At 47.7% G+C, this 18124-nt stretch carries 19 protein-coding genes; 1 reads left to right on the top strand and 18 read right to left on the bottom strand.

Translation table 11 applies throughout. From position 1 onward, the window contains the following. Position 1: 1 nt before the first annotated feature. The 15 genes from ACRC6Q_RS01940 to ACRC6Q_RS01870 form a co-directional block, all read right to left on the bottom strand. On the bottom strand, positions 2–1423 hold the full coding sequence (locus tag ACRC6Q_RS01940; protein WP_431465681.1) for an FAD-binding protein: 1422 nt from the start codon (positions 1421–1423) through the stop codon (positions 2–4). Beyond that, positions 1420–2361 (bottom strand): isocitrate lyase/PEP mutase family protein, encoded by a 942-nt coding sequence (locus ACRC6Q_RS01935; protein WP_431465680.1) that lies wholly within the window; start codon positions 2359–2361, stop codon positions 1420–1422. Before ACRC6Q_RS01935 ends, ACRC6Q_RS01940 begins: the two co-directional genes overlap by 4 nt. Beyond that, positions 2342–3139, bottom strand: coding sequence for an adenylyltransferase/cytidyltransferase family protein (locus ACRC6Q_RS01930; RefSeq protein ID WP_431465679.1), 798 nt, complete (start codon positions 3137–3139; stop codon positions 2342–2344). Before ACRC6Q_RS01930 ends, ACRC6Q_RS01935 begins: the two co-directional genes overlap by 20 nt. Positions 3140–3160: 21 nt before the next feature. Beyond that, complete coding sequence (locus ACRC6Q_RS01925) at positions 3161–4114, bottom strand: VOC family protein (protein WP_431465678.1); 954 nt, start codon at positions 4112–4114, stop codon at positions 3161–3163. Between the two features lie 449 nt (positions 4115–4563). Then, positions 4564–5838, bottom strand: coding sequence for a TRAP transporter large permease (locus ACRC6Q_RS01920; RefSeq protein ID WP_431465677.1), 1275 nt, complete (start codon positions 5836–5838; stop codon positions 4564–4566). Positions 5839–5842: 4 nt separating this feature from the next. After that, a complete protein-coding gene (locus ACRC6Q_RS01915; RefSeq protein WP_431465676.1) occupies positions 5843–6328 on the bottom strand; it encodes a TRAP transporter small permease in 486 nt (161 codons plus the stop codon). Between the two features lie 78 nt (positions 6329–6406). Further along, positions 6407–7414, bottom strand: coding sequence for a TRAP transporter substrate-binding protein (locus ACRC6Q_RS01910; protein WP_431465675.1), 1008 nt, complete (start codon positions 7412–7414; stop codon positions 6407–6409). Positions 7415–7767: 353 nt separating this feature from the next. Next, complete coding sequence (dmpG, locus tag ACRC6Q_RS01905) at positions 7768–8781, bottom strand: 4-hydroxy-2-oxovalerate aldolase (protein WP_223641273.1); 1014 nt, start codon at positions 8779–8781, stop codon at positions 7768–7770. A 12-nt stretch (positions 8782–8793) separates the two neighbouring features. Continuing rightward, a complete protein-coding gene (locus ACRC6Q_RS01900; RefSeq protein WP_431465674.1) occupies positions 8794–9672 on the bottom strand; it encodes an acetaldehyde dehydrogenase (acetylating) in 879 nt (292 codons plus the stop codon). Further along, the gene (locus tag ACRC6Q_RS01895) at positions 9669–10460 is read right to left on the bottom strand and encodes a 2-keto-4-pentenoate hydratase (RefSeq protein ID WP_223641279.1); all 792 of its coding nucleotides are present in this window, start codon (positions 10458–10460) and stop codon (positions 9669–9671) included. Before ACRC6Q_RS01895 ends, ACRC6Q_RS01900 begins: the two co-directional genes overlap by 4 nt. A gap of 16 nt (positions 10461–10476) precedes the next feature. Beyond that, positions 10477–10953, bottom strand: a complete 477-nt coding sequence (locus tag ACRC6Q_RS01890; RefSeq protein WP_298830732.1) for a flavin reductase family protein — start codon at positions 10951–10953, stop codon at positions 10477–10479. A 30-nt stretch (positions 10954–10983) separates the two neighbouring features. After that, positions 10984–11937 (bottom strand): VOC family protein, encoded by a 954-nt coding sequence (locus ACRC6Q_RS01885; protein WP_431465673.1) that lies wholly within the window; start codon positions 11935–11937, stop codon positions 10984–10986. 54 nt (positions 11938–11991) lie between these two features. Beyond that, positions 11992–13176 carry an acyl-CoA dehydrogenase family protein gene (locus ACRC6Q_RS01880; RefSeq protein WP_431466315.1) on the bottom strand — a complete coding sequence of 395 codons (1185 nt, stop codon included), beginning with the start codon at positions 13174–13176 and terminating at the stop codon, positions 11992–11994. A 32-nt stretch (positions 13177–13208) separates the two neighbouring features. Continuing rightward, a complete protein-coding gene (locus tag ACRC6Q_RS01875) occupies positions 13209–14066 on the bottom strand; it encodes an alpha/beta fold hydrolase (protein WP_431465672.1) in 858 nt (285 codons plus the stop codon). A gap of 345 nt (positions 14067–14411) precedes the next feature. After that, positions 14412–15044 carry a GntR family transcriptional regulator gene (locus ACRC6Q_RS01870; protein ID WP_431465671.1) on the bottom strand — a complete coding sequence of 211 codons (633 nt, stop codon included), beginning with the start codon at positions 15042–15044 and terminating at the stop codon, positions 14412–14414. Positions 15045–15227: 183 nt separating this feature from the next. Between ACRC6Q_RS01870 and moaC the strand changes: the two genes are divergently transcribed. Next, positions 15228–15716, top strand: coding sequence for a cyclic pyranopterin monophosphate synthase MoaC (gene moaC, locus ACRC6Q_RS01865; protein WP_223641294.1), 489 nt, complete (start codon positions 15228–15230; stop codon positions 15714–15716). A 121-nt stretch (positions 15717–15837) separates the two neighbouring features. On the opposite strand, the gene ACRC6Q_RS01860 is transcribed toward moaC, so the two are convergent. The 3 genes from ACRC6Q_RS01860 to ACRC6Q_RS01850 all read right to left on the bottom strand — a co-directional run bounded on the left by ACRC6Q_RS01860 (position 15838) and on the right by ACRC6Q_RS01850 (position 18120). After that, positions 15838–16353, bottom strand: a complete 516-nt coding sequence (locus ACRC6Q_RS01860; RefSeq protein WP_223641297.1) for a MogA/MoaB family molybdenum cofactor biosynthesis protein — start codon at positions 16351–16353, stop codon at positions 15838–15840. Between the two features lie 18 nt (positions 16354–16371). Further along, positions 16372–17391, bottom strand: coding sequence for a ThiF family adenylyltransferase (locus ACRC6Q_RS01855; protein ID WP_223641389.1), 1020 nt, complete (start codon positions 17389–17391; stop codon positions 16372–16374). Positions 17392–17481: 90 nt separating this feature from the next. Continuing rightward, positions 17482–18120 (bottom strand): ATP-binding cassette domain-containing protein, encoded by a 639-nt coding sequence (locus ACRC6Q_RS01850; RefSeq protein WP_431465670.1) that lies wholly within the window; start codon positions 18118–18120, stop codon positions 17482–17484. Positions 18121–18124 lie beyond the last annotated feature (4 nt).

Below are 18124 nucleotides of genomic sequence, written 5' to 3'. Positions count from 1 at the left end.
ATTAAGAATAAGATTTCACGTTTGATGAGATGTACTCCACTGCATGCTCCCCTGAACGTTTGCCGAATACAAGGCCACGCAACACTGACGTACCGCCAGGGTATTTTCCGTAATAAAGGCCGGTCATCTCTCCTGCAGCGTACAGGCCTGGTATCGCTTCGTTGTCATTGGATAAGACACGGCCATGGACATCGGTCGCCAGCCCACCGTTGGTAAAGACGTTGCAGCAAATAATCGGATAAGCGATATACGGCCCTTGATCGATCGGTACAGCCCAATTGGATTTGGGCGGTTCGATGCCGACAGCTTTTTTGCCATCCTTCTTGTTCCATAAAAATTCGCCAGGCTGTACGGCCTTATTGAAATCTTCGACCGTCTTCGCCAGGACCTCTGCAGGAATGTCCAGTTTCTCCGCCAGCTCTTCAATGGTTTCTCCGGTTACGGGCGGCTGTTCGGTTTGCAAGGCTTCCTCGTAATTCGGAATATCGTATAACTTCTGATCGGTGATCATATAAGCGACGTGGTTCGGCAACTCATAGAAAATTTTACGCGCCACGGCTTCATATTGTTCATCGATCGTCGATGCACCTTCGTCGACGAACCGGTTGCCGTTCTGGTCGACAAGGATGGCGTACGGGTATGTCATGACGCCCGCTTCTTCCCGCTTGCTGCGCGGATCGACCGGTTCGGCATGAAAAGCGTCCCATTGCCCTGACCCTTTAGCGCCGAGCTGCATAGCCATGCGGATGCCTTCACCTTTATTGAAGAGACCGCCTTCGGCAACCGGCGGAATCTTATGGGCATCCCGTCCGATGTATTGCGCCATCATTTCCTGGCTTCCCTGGAAACCACCAGATGCCAAAATGACCGTACTGACACTCAAATCAATCGAGTTGCCGCCTTTGATGCGGATTTTCAGCCCTTCGACTGCGCCTTCTTCATCCAGGCTCAAATTCCAGGCCGTCGCTTCATAGATGATTTCCACACCGAGTGCCCGTGCACGCAGCGACAATGTATCGATCAAGGCGCGTCCGCCGCCGACAGGCAACAAGCGCGGTTTGGCTGATGTCAAAAACATCGTCGGCAAATAGTCGAACCCGACCCCTTTCGATTCGACCCACCGCAAAGTCGGTCCGGCATGGTCGTAAAGTGTTTCAATATATTGACGGTCTGAGAAATTATCCGAGAACGCCATCATGTCTTCCTTAAAGTTCGGTGCCGGCTGATCGATGGTCTCCATGCGCATATACGCCGCTGTCCAACGCGAGTTGCCGCCCCGGTTATCAAAGTCTGCCCGCTCGATGATGGCGATCTTCAATTGCTGATCCTGTTCCTTCGCTTTTTCTGCAGCTGCCAGCGCCGCCGCTGTTCCTGCTGCACCACAGCCGATAATGGCAATGTCATAATCGATTTCTCTCGTCATCGTTTGCGCGCCTCCTCTAGTACATCAAATTCAAGGTATTGCTTTTCCCATTGCTTGATCTGCTTGAGCTTGAACAGCTCCTGCCGTTCTTCCCACGTACAGATGAACTCATGGATGTTCTCCTGTGACTTGTCCTGCTGCAGGATCCCCAAGCTTTGTTGAATGCCTTTGATAGCTGAACGCAATACGGTATTGGCACAAAGCATGATCTGGAAGCCCATCTTTTCCGCTTCTTCCAGCGAAACAAGCGGCGTGCTGCCGCCTTCAACCATATTGATGATATGGGGGATATCCGGAACCTGCGCCGTAATCTGTGTCAGCTGTTCAACGGTGGTCGGGGCTTCAACAAAAATGACATCTGCTCCCGCTTCCTTATAGGCATTGGCCCGGTCAATCGCCTCTTCCATGCCATAGATGGCCAGGGCATCGGTTCTTGCGATGATCGACAAGTCTTCAGCTTGCCGTGTATCGACGGCCGCCTTGATTTTATTGACCATCTCTTGTTTTGAAATCACTTGCTTGCCGCCGAAATGCCCGCATTTCTTGGGAGCTACCTGATCTTCAAACTGGATAGCCGAAGCACCTGCCCGCTCCAATTGTTTAACGGTGCGCATCAAATTCAATGCATTGCCGAATCCGGTATCTCCGTCTACGACGATCGGCACATTGGTGACATCCGACATGCGCGCTACCACATCCGCTATTTCAGTAACCGCCGTGAGTCCGACATCCGCCCATCCGAGCTGGGCGTTGGAAATTCCGGCGCCGGTTGCATAGATAGCGGGAAATCCGAATTCCTCGATCATCCGTGCTGTCATTCCGTCATAAGCACCCGGCAGTAAAAATGCATTCGGCTGCTCAAGTAATTGTTTAAACTGATTATTTTTCGTCATCCAATCATCCTCTGCCATTGATTTATCAAGCGAAGCTGAAGACATTTTCTTCAACTTCCTTATGCCATTTGATGGTCATGCGCCTGTCTGAAATAAAGCCGATTCGGTTGAAATTAATCTGCCGGTCGGCCGTCACCTGCAGAATGCCGGTCATTTCGCGGTCATGGCATTTCAGCGTGACGACGTATTCACCGGCTGCCGGCAAGGTATAATGCGGCAGCAATCCATTTTCGGGGCACCATTCGATGGTATAGGCTTCACCCATCATGTTCTGCAGGAACTCGATGTCGCCAGTCGCCAACTTTTCGCGGATCCGCGTTGAACTGATCTTATCTCCGCAGACTTCCACTTTCGCCACTTCCGTTACACCGAACTGGCCGCCGCCATGATCGGCAAGCGTCGTGACATTTCCCGCTCCTTTAGAGCCATACGTGTAATCAAATCCGCAGACAACATGCTGTGCGCTTAACCCCACCAGATAATCCTGCACAAACTGTTCGGGAGATAAGGCGGCGAAATCCAAATTGAATTCAACAATCAAGAACAGATCCACACCAAGCTCTGCCAGCCGCTGCTGTTTTTTCTCCAATGGCATCAAGTAATCGACTTGCACTTTGCCTTTCGACAAAACACTTTTCGGATGCGGGAAAAAGCTCATGACCGACAACGGCAATCCCAGCAAATCCGCTTTCTTCTTCGCTTCTTCGATAACTGTCCGGTGGCCTTTATGCAATCCGTCAAAAAATCCAAGGGCGATGACATGCGGTGAAAGTTCAAGCTGGTGCTGCTGCAAGTTCGTGTAATCGATTTCGATTGTTTTCATGAGAGTTCGCCTCTTTTCTCCTTATTTCGCTTCGATGGTGATGTTGTTCAATTCTTTGTCCTGCACTGAATCTCCCCAATACGTATTGCCGACTGCCCGTTCTTTCATCGTCCATTCGACCGGTTCCCAGTCGGGTTCAAAGATCAAATAGCCGCCAGTGAAGAGTTCTACGCGGAAACCGCTGCCGGGATCCATGACGTACAAGTAAAGAGCCTGTGAAATGCCGTGTTTTCCTGGACCGATGAATTCGATATTGTTTTCGCTGAGGATATCCGCCGCCCGCAGGATATCCTGTGAATCGTCTGACCAATAGGAGATGTGGTGGATGCGTGCCGGTGATGGCAATGATGGCTTCTGCGCCAACGCCACATCGTGCACCAATTGCGTTACGCTCATCCAGCCTGCAATGATATCGCCATTGTCATCCCGCAAATACTCACGCATATTGAATCCCAGCTCCTTCAGGAATTCGTAGGTGATGCCGGCATCCGTCGAGGTGTGAATATTGACGTGGTCCAAGCGTCTCGGTGAAATCCCTTTTGCCCAGGCTTTATAGGTCTGGTTCTTCAATACCGATTTCCGGTGTTCCTCGGGCGCTGGGCGTTCGATATCATAATACAATTCAAACGTATGTCCGCTTGGCAGCTGGAACCGGATCGCTTCGCCGATGCCCGGCGTTTCACCAGCCGCGTAATAATCCACTTTTACGCCGTCATTTTCCAGAAGTTCCCGGAACTCTCCGACATCCTTGCGGTTTTTCGTTCGCCAGCCGATGTATTTCACATGGCCGCTGTCCCCTTTTTCAATGGATAAGGTATGATGCTGAAAATCTCCCCATGCCCGTAAATAATGTACGCCATCAATTTCCGTCGTTTCCTCAAGCCCAATCACTTCTTTGAAGAAATGCAGGGATGCCTCTAAATCTGGTGTCACCAACGACACATAACCCAACTTCGCAATTTCCGGATTCGCCATTTTCTTTTCGCCCCTTTGTATGCGTTTACAATTATTTCTTTCTGTATAAATTGAACTAAAGATTTACTTTAGCCGATACTCCGCAAAACAACTTCGCTTTCGGGCCCGCAGGATGCGGGTCATGCAGGTGGCGCGACAGGACGTCGCGGTGCCAACTGCCAAGGGCTCCCGCCGAATTGGCCTATAATGTTCCTTCTTTAGTTCAACTTATATAGCTAATAAAATTTGTAGAATATACTGAAATATTACACAAATCATTTCTAGCATACTAGAGTAGAAATTATCCGTATTGAAGGTGGTTTTCCGGTAGTTTTTATTAGTTTTCATCTTTAGTAACGCTTCTATCGAATCAAAAACTGTAGATTCGACATATAGCCATTAAAAAGTGAACATTAAAAGGGAACTGTGAAATTCTTTCTTCTCACAGTTCCCTTATGCATTATCAAAATTTATTTAGATAGATTTGCAATTCCAACGCTTATTTGTGGAATCAGTACAATCAATATGACGTCTAAAATTAAAATCAAGATAAATGGAATGATTGGTTTTACTATAGACTCGTATCGAATATCGCCAACTTTTGCTGCAATGAATAAATTTAAGCCAACCGGCGGTGTTATCAACCCTATAGACAAAGTAACAATCATAATGATTCCGAAGTGAACTGGATCATAGCCAAGCAATATGACAATTGGCAATAAGATTGGCGTGAGAATGATGATTGCCGACATAGGTTCCATGAAAGTACCAACTATGAGCAACAAAACAATAATCAGCATCATGACCAGGAATGGCGCTAAACTTGTGCCTCCCACTAATGTTCCGAGAGTATGAGGAATCCTTTCCAAAGTAAGCCATAATCCGAAGAATGAAGCTGAAGCAATTATTAACGAAACAGAAGAAACTATTACTACTGTACTTAATAAGATTTCTTTCATCACTGCATAATCAATCTTTTTATAAACAAATTTACCAATTAGGAATCCATATACAACAGCCACTACAGAGGCTTCAGTCGGTGTAAAAATTCCACCGTAAATACCGCCAAGGATAATAACCGGCATAAACAAAGCCAGCAGAGAATCAATAAAACTTCTTCCTATCCCCGAGACGTTTACTCTAGCCGTAGTTTTGTAGCCTTTCATTGAAGAGTAGACATATGCTACAACCATAAGGGAAAGGCCGACTAGAACACCTGGAACTATCCCCGCTAAGAATAAATCTCCTACAGAAACTCCTCCAGTAACAGCAAACAATACCATAGGAACGCTTGGCGGAATGATGATTCCCGTAGTTCCCCCAGCTGCTTGGACAGCCGCAGAAAAATTCCGATCGTAGCCAGCTTTGACCATGGCCGGTATCAGGATTGCTCCAACAGCCGCAGTTGTGGCTACCGCCGAACCGGACAATGCTGCAAAGAACATGCAAGCTATAATCGATACGTGCGCGAGCCCGCCCTTCAGATGGCCGACCAAGCTGCTTGCGAATGTCACCAACTTTTCGGATATCCCGCCATGTTCCATAATTTTCCCCGCTAAAATAAAAAATGGCGCAGCCAGTAATGGAAATGAATCCAATGAATTGAACATTCTATTCGGCAAAGTTGTGACTTCAAAACTGCCCGACATGAATACGACGATAAAAGTACCGAGACCAAACGCGACGGCTATTGGCACATTAATCAATAGAAGTACAGTTAATATGACTATAAGCGTGATTATCAAAAGATCACCTCTCCGCCTTCGTTTCTTTGGATTTGAAATAGTTGAGGTTTACATCAACTACATTAAGTATTTGAAGAATACCGCTTATAGGTAGAGCCAAGTAAACCAACCCCATGGGAATATTCAATGCCGGTGAAGATTGAGTCATTGATGAAGTTGTAAACTCTAAACCTGTAACAATCAAAATAACAAAAAACGCTATGCAAATAAGCATGACCGCCAGTTGAATGAATTTCTGCCATCGGGCTGAAAACCTTTCTACTATGGCTTCAATACCAATATGCGCCCGATGTTGAAAAGCAATGCCGCCACCTAAAAAAGCAAGCCAAACCATCATGTAGCGGGCCAGCTCATTGGTCCATGAAAAAGAAGTGCTGAACATAGCACGCGAAACGATTTGAAAAAATACGAGCAGTACCATAATTACCAGTAAAGTCATCGTAAAACTCTCTGTACCTTTATTTAATGCGCGAATACTTTTGCTCCACATAAGCTATCCCCCCATATCGGCAAAAGAAAGCATTGTCAGAAATGCTTTCTTTTGCTCAAATATGTTTCTACTTAAAAATTATTTTTCATTTTGAATACGTTCAACTAAATCGCCGAACCGCGCTTCATGCTGTTCATATACCGGTTGAACCGCTTCTACAAATGCTTCACGATCAACGTCTTCGATAGGGACTATCTTGACATCATTATCTGTAAGCGTTTCTTTCACGCTTTCTTCATACTCTGGGTATACAACCGAGTGATAATGGTCAATGCTGTCCTGCACCACAGTCTCCAACTCTGTTTTGGTCTCTTCTTCTAAGCCATCGAATTTATCTTTGTTCATCAATAAAATACCTGAACGGTAATTCAAAGAAATCTCAGTATAGTAATCTGTCACTTCGAAAAGTTTGCCGCCGATCATGGCAACATTAACCGGATCTGTTCCATCAACTACACCTTGTTGAATAGCCGAGTAGACTTCTGGGAACGGCATCGGTACCGGGTCTGCCCCCAATGCTTTGAACGTATCCATAAAAATGTCATTTTCTAAGGTGCGCATCTGAAGACCCTTTAAATCAACAGGTTCTTTAATTTCTTGCTTCGTATTAGCTAGATGTCCTTCTCCATAATCATAGAACCCCAAAATCTGAAAGCCCTCTTCTGCCGCTTTTTCTTTAATTTGGTTTCCGACTTCGCCATTCAAAACTTTTTTTGCATGGTCCAAGTCATCGAAAAGGAATGGCATATCCAATACAGCGATATCAGGAACAAAGTTCGATAAAGCTCCTCCAGTGACAAATGCCATATCAACAGAACCTGATCTTAATTGTTCTACAATCTCTACTTCTCCACCCAGCTGTCCTGATGGGAACACTTCAATAGCCACTTCTCCCCCAGTAGCTTCAGCAGTATCAGCTGCAATTTTATCCGCAATAACACCGCCCGGATCTGTCGGTGGAGCAGAATGGCCATACCGGAGTGTTGATTTCTCCGCTCCCGAAGCATTTCCGTCTTCTGAATTTCCACACGCTGCCATCAAGCAAGCCATTAAAATAAATACACCGAGAATCATTAGTTTTTTCATATGTCCACACCTCTCCTTTTTTAGTTTTAAAAACCGGCTTTAATGTAACCCCTTACATTTCGAACCTACCAGCCTCCTTTAATCAGATAAAATCTTTCCATCAAATATAGAATATTCAATCAAATAGAACTAGGTAAAAAATCATTGGAATTACTTAGAATTCCAGCTAGTATTTACTAGTTTATTTCGAAATATCGGCATGGTTTTTAAGGGATACCAATAAAATTGCTTTATTTCAACGGCACCGGATTTGCTTTACACCTTTAAAAACTGTTCTAAAAAAAGCTGATTAATTCATAATTAATCAGCTTTTCAAGAGATTATAAAATTGGTTTTTTATTGAGAGAAATTTTTCATTGCGTTTTCTTCGCCGCAAAACTCTGGGCAACATCATAAATCAAATCTTCCTGTCCACCCACTGCCTTCATGCGGCCGAGTTCCACGAGGATGTCGCGTTCATCGACACCGAACTTTTCTGCGGCTGTCTGTGTATGGAGCAAGAAGCTTGAGTAGACGCCCGAGTAGCCCATGATCAGGCTGGAGCCGGTAATTTCCTGTGGCCGCTGCATGAATGGGGCCACGACTTTATTCGCCACATCCATGATTTTGTACAAATCGATTCCGGTGTTATAGCCAAGGCGTTCCAGAACCGCCACCATTACTTCTGTCTGTGTATTGCCGCTGCCGGCGCCAAGCGCGCGCAGGCTGCCGTCGATATAGGTGGCGCCTGCTTCAACCGCCGCTATCGTATTTGCCATCGCCATCGACAGGTTGTTATGGCCGTGGAAGCCGATTTCACAGCCCACCGATTGCTTCAGTGCCGTGATGCGTTCCGTCACTTCATGCGGCAGCATATATCCCGCCGAATCGGTCACATAAATCACTTCAGCACCATAGCTTTCAAAAAGCTTGGCCTGCTCGACGATTTTCTCAACACTCGCCATATGGGCCATCATGAGAAATCCAACCGTCTTCAACCCCAGTTCCCTGCCGAGTGCGATATGCTGGGCCGCAACGTCCGCTTCCGTGACATGCGTCGCCACACGGACCATTTTCGCCCCGGCTTTCACTGCTTCCTGCAGGTCTTCTTTAATGCCGATTCCAGGAATCAGCAGAACCGAAACTTTTGACGTTTTGCAGACATCCGCTGCCGCCTCGATCAGCTTCAGCTCGTCCACTTTCGACAAACCATATTGCAGGGACGAGCCACCCAGGCCATCGCCATGGGATACTTCAAAATAATTGACGCCTGCCAAATCCAGCCCTTTGGCCGTATCGCGGACATGCTGTTCCGTAAATGCGTGCTTCATAGCGTGACTGCCATCCCGAAGTGTCACGTCCAGTATTTCAAATGACCGTTGCGTCATTGGATTCTCCTCCTAAACCTCCGCAGCCATCAGCTGCTTCGCCATTTCGTTTGCTACTTTCGCCGCTGCTGCGGTCATGATATCCAGGTTGCCTGAATAAGGCGGGAAAAAGTCGCCCGCCCCTTCCACTTCCAAAAAGACCGAAACTTTACGGCCGTCGAACTGGGGTGCTCCGCGCAGACGATAGCCAGGAACGTAGCTTTGCACTTCTTTTACCATGTCATTGATCGACTTGATGACGGCTTGTTCCTGCCCTTCAGCAGCCATTAACGCGTGAACGGTATCCCGCATCAGAATCGGTGGTTCTGCCGGATTCAGAATGATGATTGCTTTTCCTTTTTTCGCTCCGCCCACCTGCTCGATCGCTTTAGAAGTTGTGTGGGTGAATTCATCGATATTGGCGCGTGTTCCCGGACCCGCACTTTTGCTGGCGACGGTTGCGACAATTTCTGCATATTCGACTTCCACTACACGGCTGATTGCATTGACGATTGGAATCGTTGCCTGTCCACCGCAAGTCACCATATTCAAGTTCGGTTTTTCAAAATGCTCATCCAAATTGACAGTCGGCACAGTGAACGGGCCGATTGCTGCCGGTGTCAGGTCGATGACTTTTTTACCGGCCGCCACCAACAGTTCGCTGTGATGCTTGTGCGCCTTCGCAGACGTCGCGTCAAAAACGATGTCAACGAGCTCCAGTTTTTCCATCAAGCCATCGATGCCATTCGCCACCACTTCATAACCACGGTCAGCTGCACGCTTCAACCCTTCCGATTCAGGATCGATGCCCACCATGACACTCATCTGCAACGCATCGTTGCGTTCGATCTTATACATCAGGTCGGTGCCGATATTGCCGGATCCAATAATGCCCACTTTCAGCTTTTTCACACCCGCTCACCTTCCCTTACAAACGATACCGACACATCGCCAAGTTCTCCGAAGTCAGCTGTAAAATTTTCATCCGCTTCAAATGGAACCGCTTTTGACAACGCGCCTGCCAAAATGAAATAGCCTGCACGCAATGTGATGCCGTATTCCGCTACCGCATTGGCGAGCCAGGCCACCGCTTTTGCAGGATGTCCCATCACCGCTTCGCCCGTCGCCGTATCAAACCATTCGCCGTTTCTGTAAGCATTCATTTCAACAGCTGCCAGATCCACATCTTTCGCATAGGAGCGTTTGCTGCCGAATACCGCGCCTGCTGAAGAACCATTGTCCGCTACTGTATCTTCAAATTTGAATTTCCAGTCTTCGATGCGGCTGTCGATAATTTCGATGGCCGGCACAACGTAGTCAGTAGCGGCCAGGACGTCTTCAACTGTGACATTCGGTCCCTTCAATTCATTCTTCAGCACAAAGGCAATTTCAAACTCGACTTTCGGCTGGATAAACTGCTCCACATTGACTGAGCTGCCCTGCCCGAAAATCATCGAATCCAGGATATGGCCGTAATCCGGCGTATCCACATTGAACATATCCTGCATGACTTTACTGGTCAGTCCGACTTTCAAGCCTTTGATTTCCGCGCCTTGCTCCACTTTTTCCTGAATTTGAAGCAATTGGATCTGGTAGGCATCTTCAACAGAAATCGCTTCTGACGAGGATGTGAATGGAGCAATCGGTGCTTTGTTTTTTTCAGCTTGCTTCAGCTTTTCTGCCGCTGCTTGAATATCCATCGAATTCTCCTCTCCCTTATACGACTGGCGCTTTTTCGGCTAACGCATGGTATTGGCCGCTGAAGAAAATCAACGGGTTGCCTTCTTCCAGTTTGATATCCAGCACTTCACCGATCAATAAGGTATGGTCCCCTTCGACATGTTCCGCTACCAGCTTGCAGCTGACTTGCGCCAATGCGTTCGGAATGACCGGATTGCCCGCCAATTCACCGAATGCGACTTTGCTGTCATCTTTCGCCTGTCCGGCAAACATGCGGGAATAATTCTCCTGATCCGCTGCCAGAATATTTACTGCGAACTTCTGGGAATCCTGCACCTTCGCCAGGAAGCGTGCTTTATGGCCAATCGATACGACCACCAGCTTCGGCGTCAATGAAACCGACATAAATGCATTTGCTGTCATGCCTGCAGGCTCATTTTCAAACTCTGTCGTCAATACGGTGACCCCTGTTGTAAATTTGCCCATTGCATCTCGGAATAAACGATCATCCATGATGATTCCTCCTCTATTTTGGTTTTAGTTTTATGCCTTAATGGTCGGATTGTTTTCTGTCTTGGTATCTGTCTGGTCGCCCCAGTAGGTGAAACCAACGTCCATTTCGTCAAGGGTCCAAACAATCGGCTCCCAGTCCGGTTCAAAGATCAGGTAGCCGTTGGTGAAGATTTCAACACGCACTCCACTCCCTGGATCGATGGCGTAAATATACATAGCCTGTGAAATGCCGTGCTTTCCTGGCCCCACAAAATGAATGCCGTGTTCTGTCAGGATATCCGCTGCCCGCAGCAGGTCCTGTGCATTATCCAGCCAATAGGAAATGTGGTGGACTTCATTGGTGGAAGCGGCATTCGGGTCATGGCTGATGGCGATATCATGCACTAATGCAGTGACACTCAACCAGGCGCCAACCAAACTGCCATCCGGTGCCTGTACGCATTCACGCATCTGGAAGCCCAGTTTGTCCATCAGGAAATCCGCCAGTTCATTGGCTGGTAAAGAAGACAGCAAATTGACATGATCGATTCGTCTCGGTGATACACCGCGCGCCCATGATTTATGGGACTGGTTTTTCAGTACAGAACGGCTTTTCGGATCTGCCAATGTTTTTTCCATTTCGTAATAGATCTCCAATGTATGGCCGCTCGGCATCTTGAAACGGAACGCTTTGCCTTGACCGGCTTCGATGCCTTCTTCGTTCCATGTGATAGGAGTTCCTGACTCTTCCAGGATTTTTGCAAAACCTTCTACATCCTCCGGTTTTTTCGTACGCCAGGCAATATGATCCAGCTTCGCTTCGTCACCCTGACAAATAGTCAGTGTATGATGCTCGAAATCTCCCCATGCCCGCAGGTAATGGACGCCATCCCGCTCTTCCGTTTCTTCTAATCCCAATATTTCTTTAAAGAACCATAATGATTTCTCCAAATCCGTTGATACCAATCCAAAATGCCCCAATTTTGCGATTTCCGGTTTGCTCATCCCAAATTCCTCCTCTTGAGTATCTTTGTATACTGAAATTTCAATCTCCTTAGTTTAGACGAAGTACGTATTCGGTTCCTGGCCGCATATGACTCTGCCATATGTCTCGATCAGGCTTGATGGTGTGATGAAGCCGTGCAGGTGCATCGACAGGAAATCACGGTAGACCAATTGGAACAGGTTGTTGTTATAAGAGAACACCGAACCGGCACCTTCTGTCAGCAAGTCGATCGCTTCTTTGCAGAGCTGATTGACGTAACCGAAATCCGCTTTCATGCGAATGCCTTCCTCCATCGTCAATTGCAGTCCTCGAACGGAATAATCATCCAGTATATCAACTGCCCGGTACAGATGAAGCTCGGCAGAATCGATTTTCAGCTGCGCTTGCGCCACTTGCATGTGGGTGATCGGTGCTTCGCTCATTTTTGCGTAGAAAGTATTGCCGATGCCCGCTTTTTCGACGCGCTCCATATGAAGATCCATCGCTGCCTGCGCCAATCCAAGTGCCGGAGCCACGATCGACAGAGTCAATGAAGGTACAAAAGGCGTCTGATATAAAGGAATGTCGCGCAGCGGCTCGATCATGTACTCACCTTGTCTCGCCAGGCGATCGAGCGATACCCGATGCTCCGGAAGAAAGACGTTTTCGACTTTCACACTGTTGCTTCCCGATCCTCTTAAACCCATTACATTCCAGTCATTTAAAACAGTCACTTCATGTCTCGGCAGCACCATGATGGCCATTTCCATGCCGCCTTTGCCGTCATCCACCGGAAATCCGAAGTAGAACCAATCGGCATGAGGGCTGCCGGAAACGAATGGCCATTGGGCTTCTTTGATCATGTAGCCGCCTTCCGTTTTCTCGATTTCACATTTGATCGGTTTAAAGTTCCCCGCCAGAATGACGTCCTGTCCTTCACCGAAAATTTCATCCAATGCCTGTTGGCCGAATGCGTAGGAAATCATGTAATCCCGGATGTTGCTCAGTGATACGAACCAGCCCGCCGATCCGTTGCCGCGGGAAATTTCCGTCACCACTTCTGTATAGGTGCGCATATTCGTTTGATAGCCTCCGAAGATTTCCGGGCGCAGGACCTTCAACAGCCCATTGCTGCGCAGTTCTTCAATCACTTCATCGGATAATTCGCTATTGCGGTCAATTTCCAAACTCAGGTCTCTTAACTTCGGTATCAACGCGGTTCCGCTTTCCACCAGCATCTTTTTCGTATCTGTCGCCATTTGAGTCAATATAAACACCCCTTATCTAATTTTTAAGCGCGGTTCAATACTTTATTGCGGTTGAAGAAATCCTGAGTCAGTTTGATGAAATTCTCTCTCTGTTCAATCTGTGCCCAGTGCCCGCATTGCTTGAAGACATGCAGTTCAGCATTTTCCAGGTATTCCATTACGTACAGGCTGCTTGCCAATGGAACAAAACGATCCTGGTGTCCATGAATCAGGAAGAATTCGTGCTTCATGCGCTTAAGCGCAGAAGGCGGAACCAGCATATCGGACAATTGTGTCTTACTGAAGTTCTCTTCGTAGGATTTGCGCACTTCCGGACGATTGAACAGTTCCATGCGTTCTTCAACGATGCTATCCAGCTTGTCTTCCATCCCCGTTGTGTCGTATAAGAACCAGCTCAGTAAATTGCGCAGCGCTTTCGCCGTTGGATCTTTATGGAAGTTTGCCAATTTGCTGAGTTCCGGTGTCGGCTCAGTTAACCCGCCGCCAGCACCCATCAAGACAATGCGGTCGAAACGGTCCGGTGTATCCATCGCCAGGAACAGGGAAATGACACCTCCCAGTGAATTGCCGACGAGATGAACCTTCTCCAGGTCCAGTGCGTCCATCAAATTCAACACCTGCTCGATCCGCCAGTTCATCCACTGCGCTCCATTGGCCGGATACTCTGTCGGATGATCCGTCTCGCCAAATCCGAGGAGGTCAGGAGCTACAACGTGATAATTCTCAGCGTATTCCGCCAGAACCCCTTGCCAGTTCGAACTTGCACTCGCTCCGGGGCCGCTGCCATGAAGGAAAAAGATCGTCTCGCTGTTGCCGGCTCCTCCCTCGTGTATAAATGTCTCATATGCGCCTGTTTGGACTTTCCGTTTCGTGATTGTCATTCTGTCCACTCCCTAAGTAAAATTTTAGATAATTGTTTTTAACCTTCTTTTCAACAGAATCAATTCATTTCCGCTTATTTTATGAACAACTAATATTTCAGTATGTCTATACGTAATCCTTTTTCCCTAAAATCCAAAGCATCTGTTTTCCGCTTACACCCTCCCTTTCATCTTCCGCTCCATCCCGTATCCGCTTCAGTAAAACGCTTACATTGTTCTTGTAACTGATTCTATGCGGAATAAACTAAACTTTCAATGATATTTGAAAACTCAATAAATAGTTATCTAATTCCATTCTGTTTTCTGTATATAACCTACTAAAAACAGTCTTGATATCTGCCAGATTCAATCCATATGTCCGTATTTACCAATAATAAATTGCGCAACCCGCATCAAATGCTTTTTCATCAGCAGCTCTGTCAGTTTTGAATCCCCATCACGCAGCGCATAATAAATCATGCGGTGTTCAGCTTGCGACTGTTCACGGTTAGCTCCGCGGAACAAGGTTTCGGAAGCATTCAGGTAGTTCAGGTAATCCCAATTGATTTTATTTGTCTGGAACGCATAGCTATTATTGGCTGCACGGCAAATCATCGTATGGAAATCCCGGTTCAAGATCTCGTAATCACTCGGCTCAATGGCAGGTTGTTCCATCGCCTCCAGCAGTTTTTTCAATTCCTCGAGTTGAAGTTCATTGATTGATTTGGCCGCCTGCTCTGCCAGGAAAACATCGATGTTAACGCAAAGCAGCAGCCTTTCCTGCACTTCCCTCGCATCTGGCCGCCGCACAAAAACGCCGACCTGGGGTGTAATGGTAATATACCCTTCCCGTTCTAAACGCGACAATGCCCGGTGAATCGGTGTTCGGCTCATCACCAGCTGCTCCGCCAGACGATTGATGCTGATCGCTTCTTTCACTGAGAATTTCCCCTCAATGATCATTTTCTTAATTTGTTTGTATGCCTGTTCTTCTTTCATTTTTATTGCCCCTCGCTTTATTTATGTAATGTTCCGACTTTAAATTGAACTATAGTCGGCAGTTCTTCTACTTGTCAATAAAGCTTTGTATGGAGTACAGCCAAAAATGGTTAATTGTTCAAAAGGAAGAGACCTCCCAGCCATGCTATACTGAAATCACTTACTAGTGAAAGGATGATTTCTTTGTCTGAACTGACTCATTTCAATGCCCAGGGACGCGCCAAGATGGTCGACGTCTCCGATAAGAAAGACAGCGTCCGCACTGCCCGTGCCACAACTTCGGTTTTGCTGAACAAAGCGATATACCAGCAGATTAAAGAAGGCACCAATAAAAAAGGCGATGTTTTCGCCGTTGCCCAGGTCGCCGGCATCATGGCCGCCAAAAATACCGCCCAAATCATCCCGATGTGCCATCCTTTGGCTCTCAGCGGAGTCGATATTGAATTCCAATGGAATGTCGATGAAGACGCCAATCATTTTGAAGTCCTGTTGACAGCCGAAGTCAAAACGAAGGGGCCGACCGGTGTCGAGATGGAAGCACTCACTGCGGCTTCAGCTGCTGCTTTGACCATCTACGACATGTGCAAAGCAGCCGGCAAGGAAATGGTCATCGGACCGACCATGCTGCTCCAGAAAACCGGTGGGAAATCAGGCGATTACGCACGCGACTGAACGACAGTGGCAACTTCACCGTTTGATCAAATCCATAAAAAAGCCTCAAAAGCCGTCATTTCGATGACGGCTTTTGAGGCTTTTGGTATTAAATTATGAATGGCTCTGTTTTGTCAGCCGGTTATTCACCAGTCTGACGATGCTTAGTCAGCTCCGAATGGATATGCTGGATTTCCGGCAAAATCAGGCGTTCCATCGCCAGTTTTACAGCTCCACGGGATCCAGGCAGGACAAAGATGGCTTTATCATTGGCTACACCTGCCGCCGCCCGGCTTAAAAGGGCTTTTGTGCCGATGTCTTCAGTAAAGCTGACGTAACGGAAGAGCTCGCCAAAACCGTCAATTTCCTTTTCAAACAACGGCTCGACCGCCTCTAACGTAACATCGCGTTTGGCGATTCCTGTTCCGCCGGTTGTGATGATTACATCAATTTCATCCTGTTCCAGCCAGTCGGAAATAGCGACACGAATAGCCGCTATATCATCTGCCACTATGTCGTAAGCGACAAGTTCCAGCCCTTCATTCCCAGCCAGTTGCTGAACGAGCTGTCCCCCGGTGTCCGTCTCTTTTGTCCGCGTATCGCTGATCGTCAACACTGCCACACGGACATGTTGAACCCCTTCGAATGATTCCGACATACAAACTCCCCTTCCTGATCAACCGAATACTTGATGGTATAATTTCCGGCCTTCTGTCACATTGTGGACGCCGTGAATCAGTAAACGTCCGTTTCCGAATAGTATCATGCGGTGGTTAAAGACCTTCAATTCGACAAAATAAGGTGTTCTCCTTACTCCCGCTTCCAGCCGGTTGCCCACTTTTTCAGCGTCGTCCAAAGTGATCGGACGATTCGGATCAGGCAGAATCTGCACGGCATCACGACCGCATAAAACGGCATAGGCGTTCACTCCTGCTTCGTTTAGCGACGGGAATACTGCATCTGGCCCGCATGTTTTGCAGGCAGGGTCCTTGATGCGCGACACTCCGATATCCAATTGGCTATTGTCCCACATATTGAAGTGATGGATCTTTTTGCGCATCGCTTCACGGTTGCCGCTCAACCATTTCAGCGCTTCTGTACATTGAAGTGCAGCCGTCACCTGAACCGCCGGCGAGATGATACCGACCGTATCACAGGTTTCATTGATGGCTGGCAACACAGGCAATAGGCAACGGAAGCAGGAACTTTCTCCAGGTATGAACGGGAAAACCACTCCCGAACTGCCTACACAGGCGCCGTAGATCCAAGGTACGCCGTATTTTACAGAAGCATCATTAATCAGTAGGCGAGTTTCAAAATTATCGGTGGCATCCAGGATCAGATCGCTGACAGCAGCCAATTTCTCCATTCCTGCCGCATCCAAGTGCTCCAGATAAGTGATTAGATGGAGATCACTGCGAATCGCTTTTAACCGCTGCTCCGCAGCCGCCACTTTCGGCAGCATCTGCTGGGCATCCGTTTCCGTGAAAAGCTGTTGACGCTGAAGATTTGACACCTCCACATAATCACGGTCGACTAAATGGATGGTTCCGACGCCTGCACGCGTCAGCGTTTCTGCAATCGCCGAGCCCAAAGCTCCGCAGCCGACGATGGTGACAGACGATAATCCGAGCTTTTCCTGGCCGGTCTGGCCAAGCGGTTTGAATAACACTTGCCTTGAATAGCGTTCATCCACATTGTTTCCCACTTTCCTGCCGCTTGATCGTCCAAACGGTTTCTTCGTTAGTATCACTTTATCATGGCCAATCTATAACTGCAGTCCCTATCAAAATACTGTTTGCTCCGTCATCTGTCCTTTTTCAATCCGGATGATCCGGTCTGCCAATTTCTCAGCATCGGCAATCCGATGCGTCACAAAGATGATCGGTATTTGCCATTGCCGGTGAATCCGCAGCAGTTCGTCCTGGCAGCGGTCACGGTTGGCGTCGTCCAAAGCTGAAAATGGTTCATCGAGCAGCAGGATATCGGGCTGAATGGCCATTGCACGCGTCAACGCCACACGCTGCTTTTCGCCTCCTGAAATCTGGTGCGGGTATTTGGCCAGCAGCCCGGTGATTCCAAGGATTTTTGTAAGTTCGGTAATAGGTGATGTATCCGCGACTCGCGACAGCGCATACAGAATATTCTGTTCCGCAGTCAGATGCGGGAACAGCGCGTAATCCTGAAACAAATAGCCCACTTTCCTTTTTTGGATTTTAAGCGGCTTCTGCCCTTCCCTGTAAAAATTCCGGCCGTTCAATGAAATTTCCCCTGCATCCGGATGGACAATTCCCGCCAAGCAGTTCAGCAACGTGGTTTTGCCCGAACCGGAAGACCCCACAAGTGCCAGAATTTCCTGCCCCAGTTCAAACTCCATATCCAAGTTAAAATGATCCAATTGCTTTTGAACATCCACTTTAAGCATCTGC

The sequence above is a fragment of the Planococcus sp. SE5232 genome (assembly GCF_050686535.1).
Taxonomy (GTDB): Bacteria; Bacillota; Bacilli; order Bacillales_A; family Planococcaceae; genus Planococcus.
Note: the sequence above shows the minus strand (reverse complement) of the source record. Positions and strands in the feature narration are given on the sequence as shown.

Excerpts from the sequence above, each read along its gene's own strand:
- ACRC6Q_RS01940 (WP_431465681.1), bottom strand. The coding sequence starts at position 1,423 with ATGACGAGAGAAATCGATTATGACATTGCCATTATCGGCTGTGGTGCA.
- ACRC6Q_RS01935 (WP_431465680.1), bottom strand. The coding sequence starts at position 2,361 with ATGTCTTCAGCTTCGCTTGATAAATCAATGGCAGAGGATGATTGGATG.
- ACRC6Q_RS01930 (WP_431465679.1), bottom strand. The coding sequence starts at position 3,139 with ATGAAAACAATCGAAATCGATTACACGAACTTGCAGCAGCACCAGCTT.
- ACRC6Q_RS01925 (WP_431465678.1), bottom strand. The coding sequence starts at position 4,114 with ATGGCGAATCCGGAAATTGCGAAGTTGGGTTATGTGTCGTTGGTGACA.
- ACRC6Q_RS01915 (WP_431465676.1), bottom strand. The coding sequence starts at position 6,328 with ATGTGGAGCAAAAGTATTCGCGCATTAAATAAAGGTACAGAGAGTTTT.
- ACRC6Q_RS01910 (WP_431465675.1), bottom strand. The coding sequence starts at position 7,414 with ATGAAAAAACTAATGATTCTCGGTGTATTTATTTTAATGGCTTGCTTG.
- dmpG (WP_223641273.1), bottom strand. The coding sequence starts at position 8,781 with ATGACGCAACGGTCATTTGAAATACTGGACGTGACACTTCGGGATGGC.
- ACRC6Q_RS01895 (WP_223641279.1), bottom strand. The coding sequence starts at position 10,460 with ATGGATATTCAAGCAGCGGCAGAAAAGCTGAAGCAAGCTGAAAAAAAC.
- ACRC6Q_RS01890 (WP_298830732.1), bottom strand. The coding sequence starts at position 10,953 with ATGGATGATCGTTTATTCCGAGATGCAATGGGCAAATTTACAACAGGG.
- ACRC6Q_RS01885 (WP_431465673.1), bottom strand. The coding sequence starts at position 11,937 with ATGAGCAAACCGGAAATCGCAAAATTGGGGCATTTTGGATTGGTATCA.
- ACRC6Q_RS01880 (WP_431466315.1), bottom strand. The coding sequence starts at position 13,176 with ATGGCGACAGATACGAAAAAGATGCTGGTGGAAAGCGGAACCGCGTTG.
- ACRC6Q_RS01875 (WP_431465672.1), bottom strand. The coding sequence starts at position 14,066 with ATGACAATCACGAAACGGAAAGTCCAAACAGGCGCATATGAGACATTT.
- ACRC6Q_RS01870 (WP_431465671.1), bottom strand. The coding sequence starts at position 15,044 with ATGAAAGAAGAACAGGCATACAAACAAATTAAGAAAATGATCATTGAG.
- ACRC6Q_RS01860 (WP_223641297.1), bottom strand. The coding sequence starts at position 16,353 with ATGTCGGAATCATTCGAAGGGGTTCAACATGTCCGTGTGGCAGTGTTG.
- ACRC6Q_RS01850 (WP_431465670.1), bottom strand. The coding sequence starts at position 18,120 with ATGCTTAAAGTGGATGTTCAAAAGCAATTGGATCATTTTAACTTGGAT.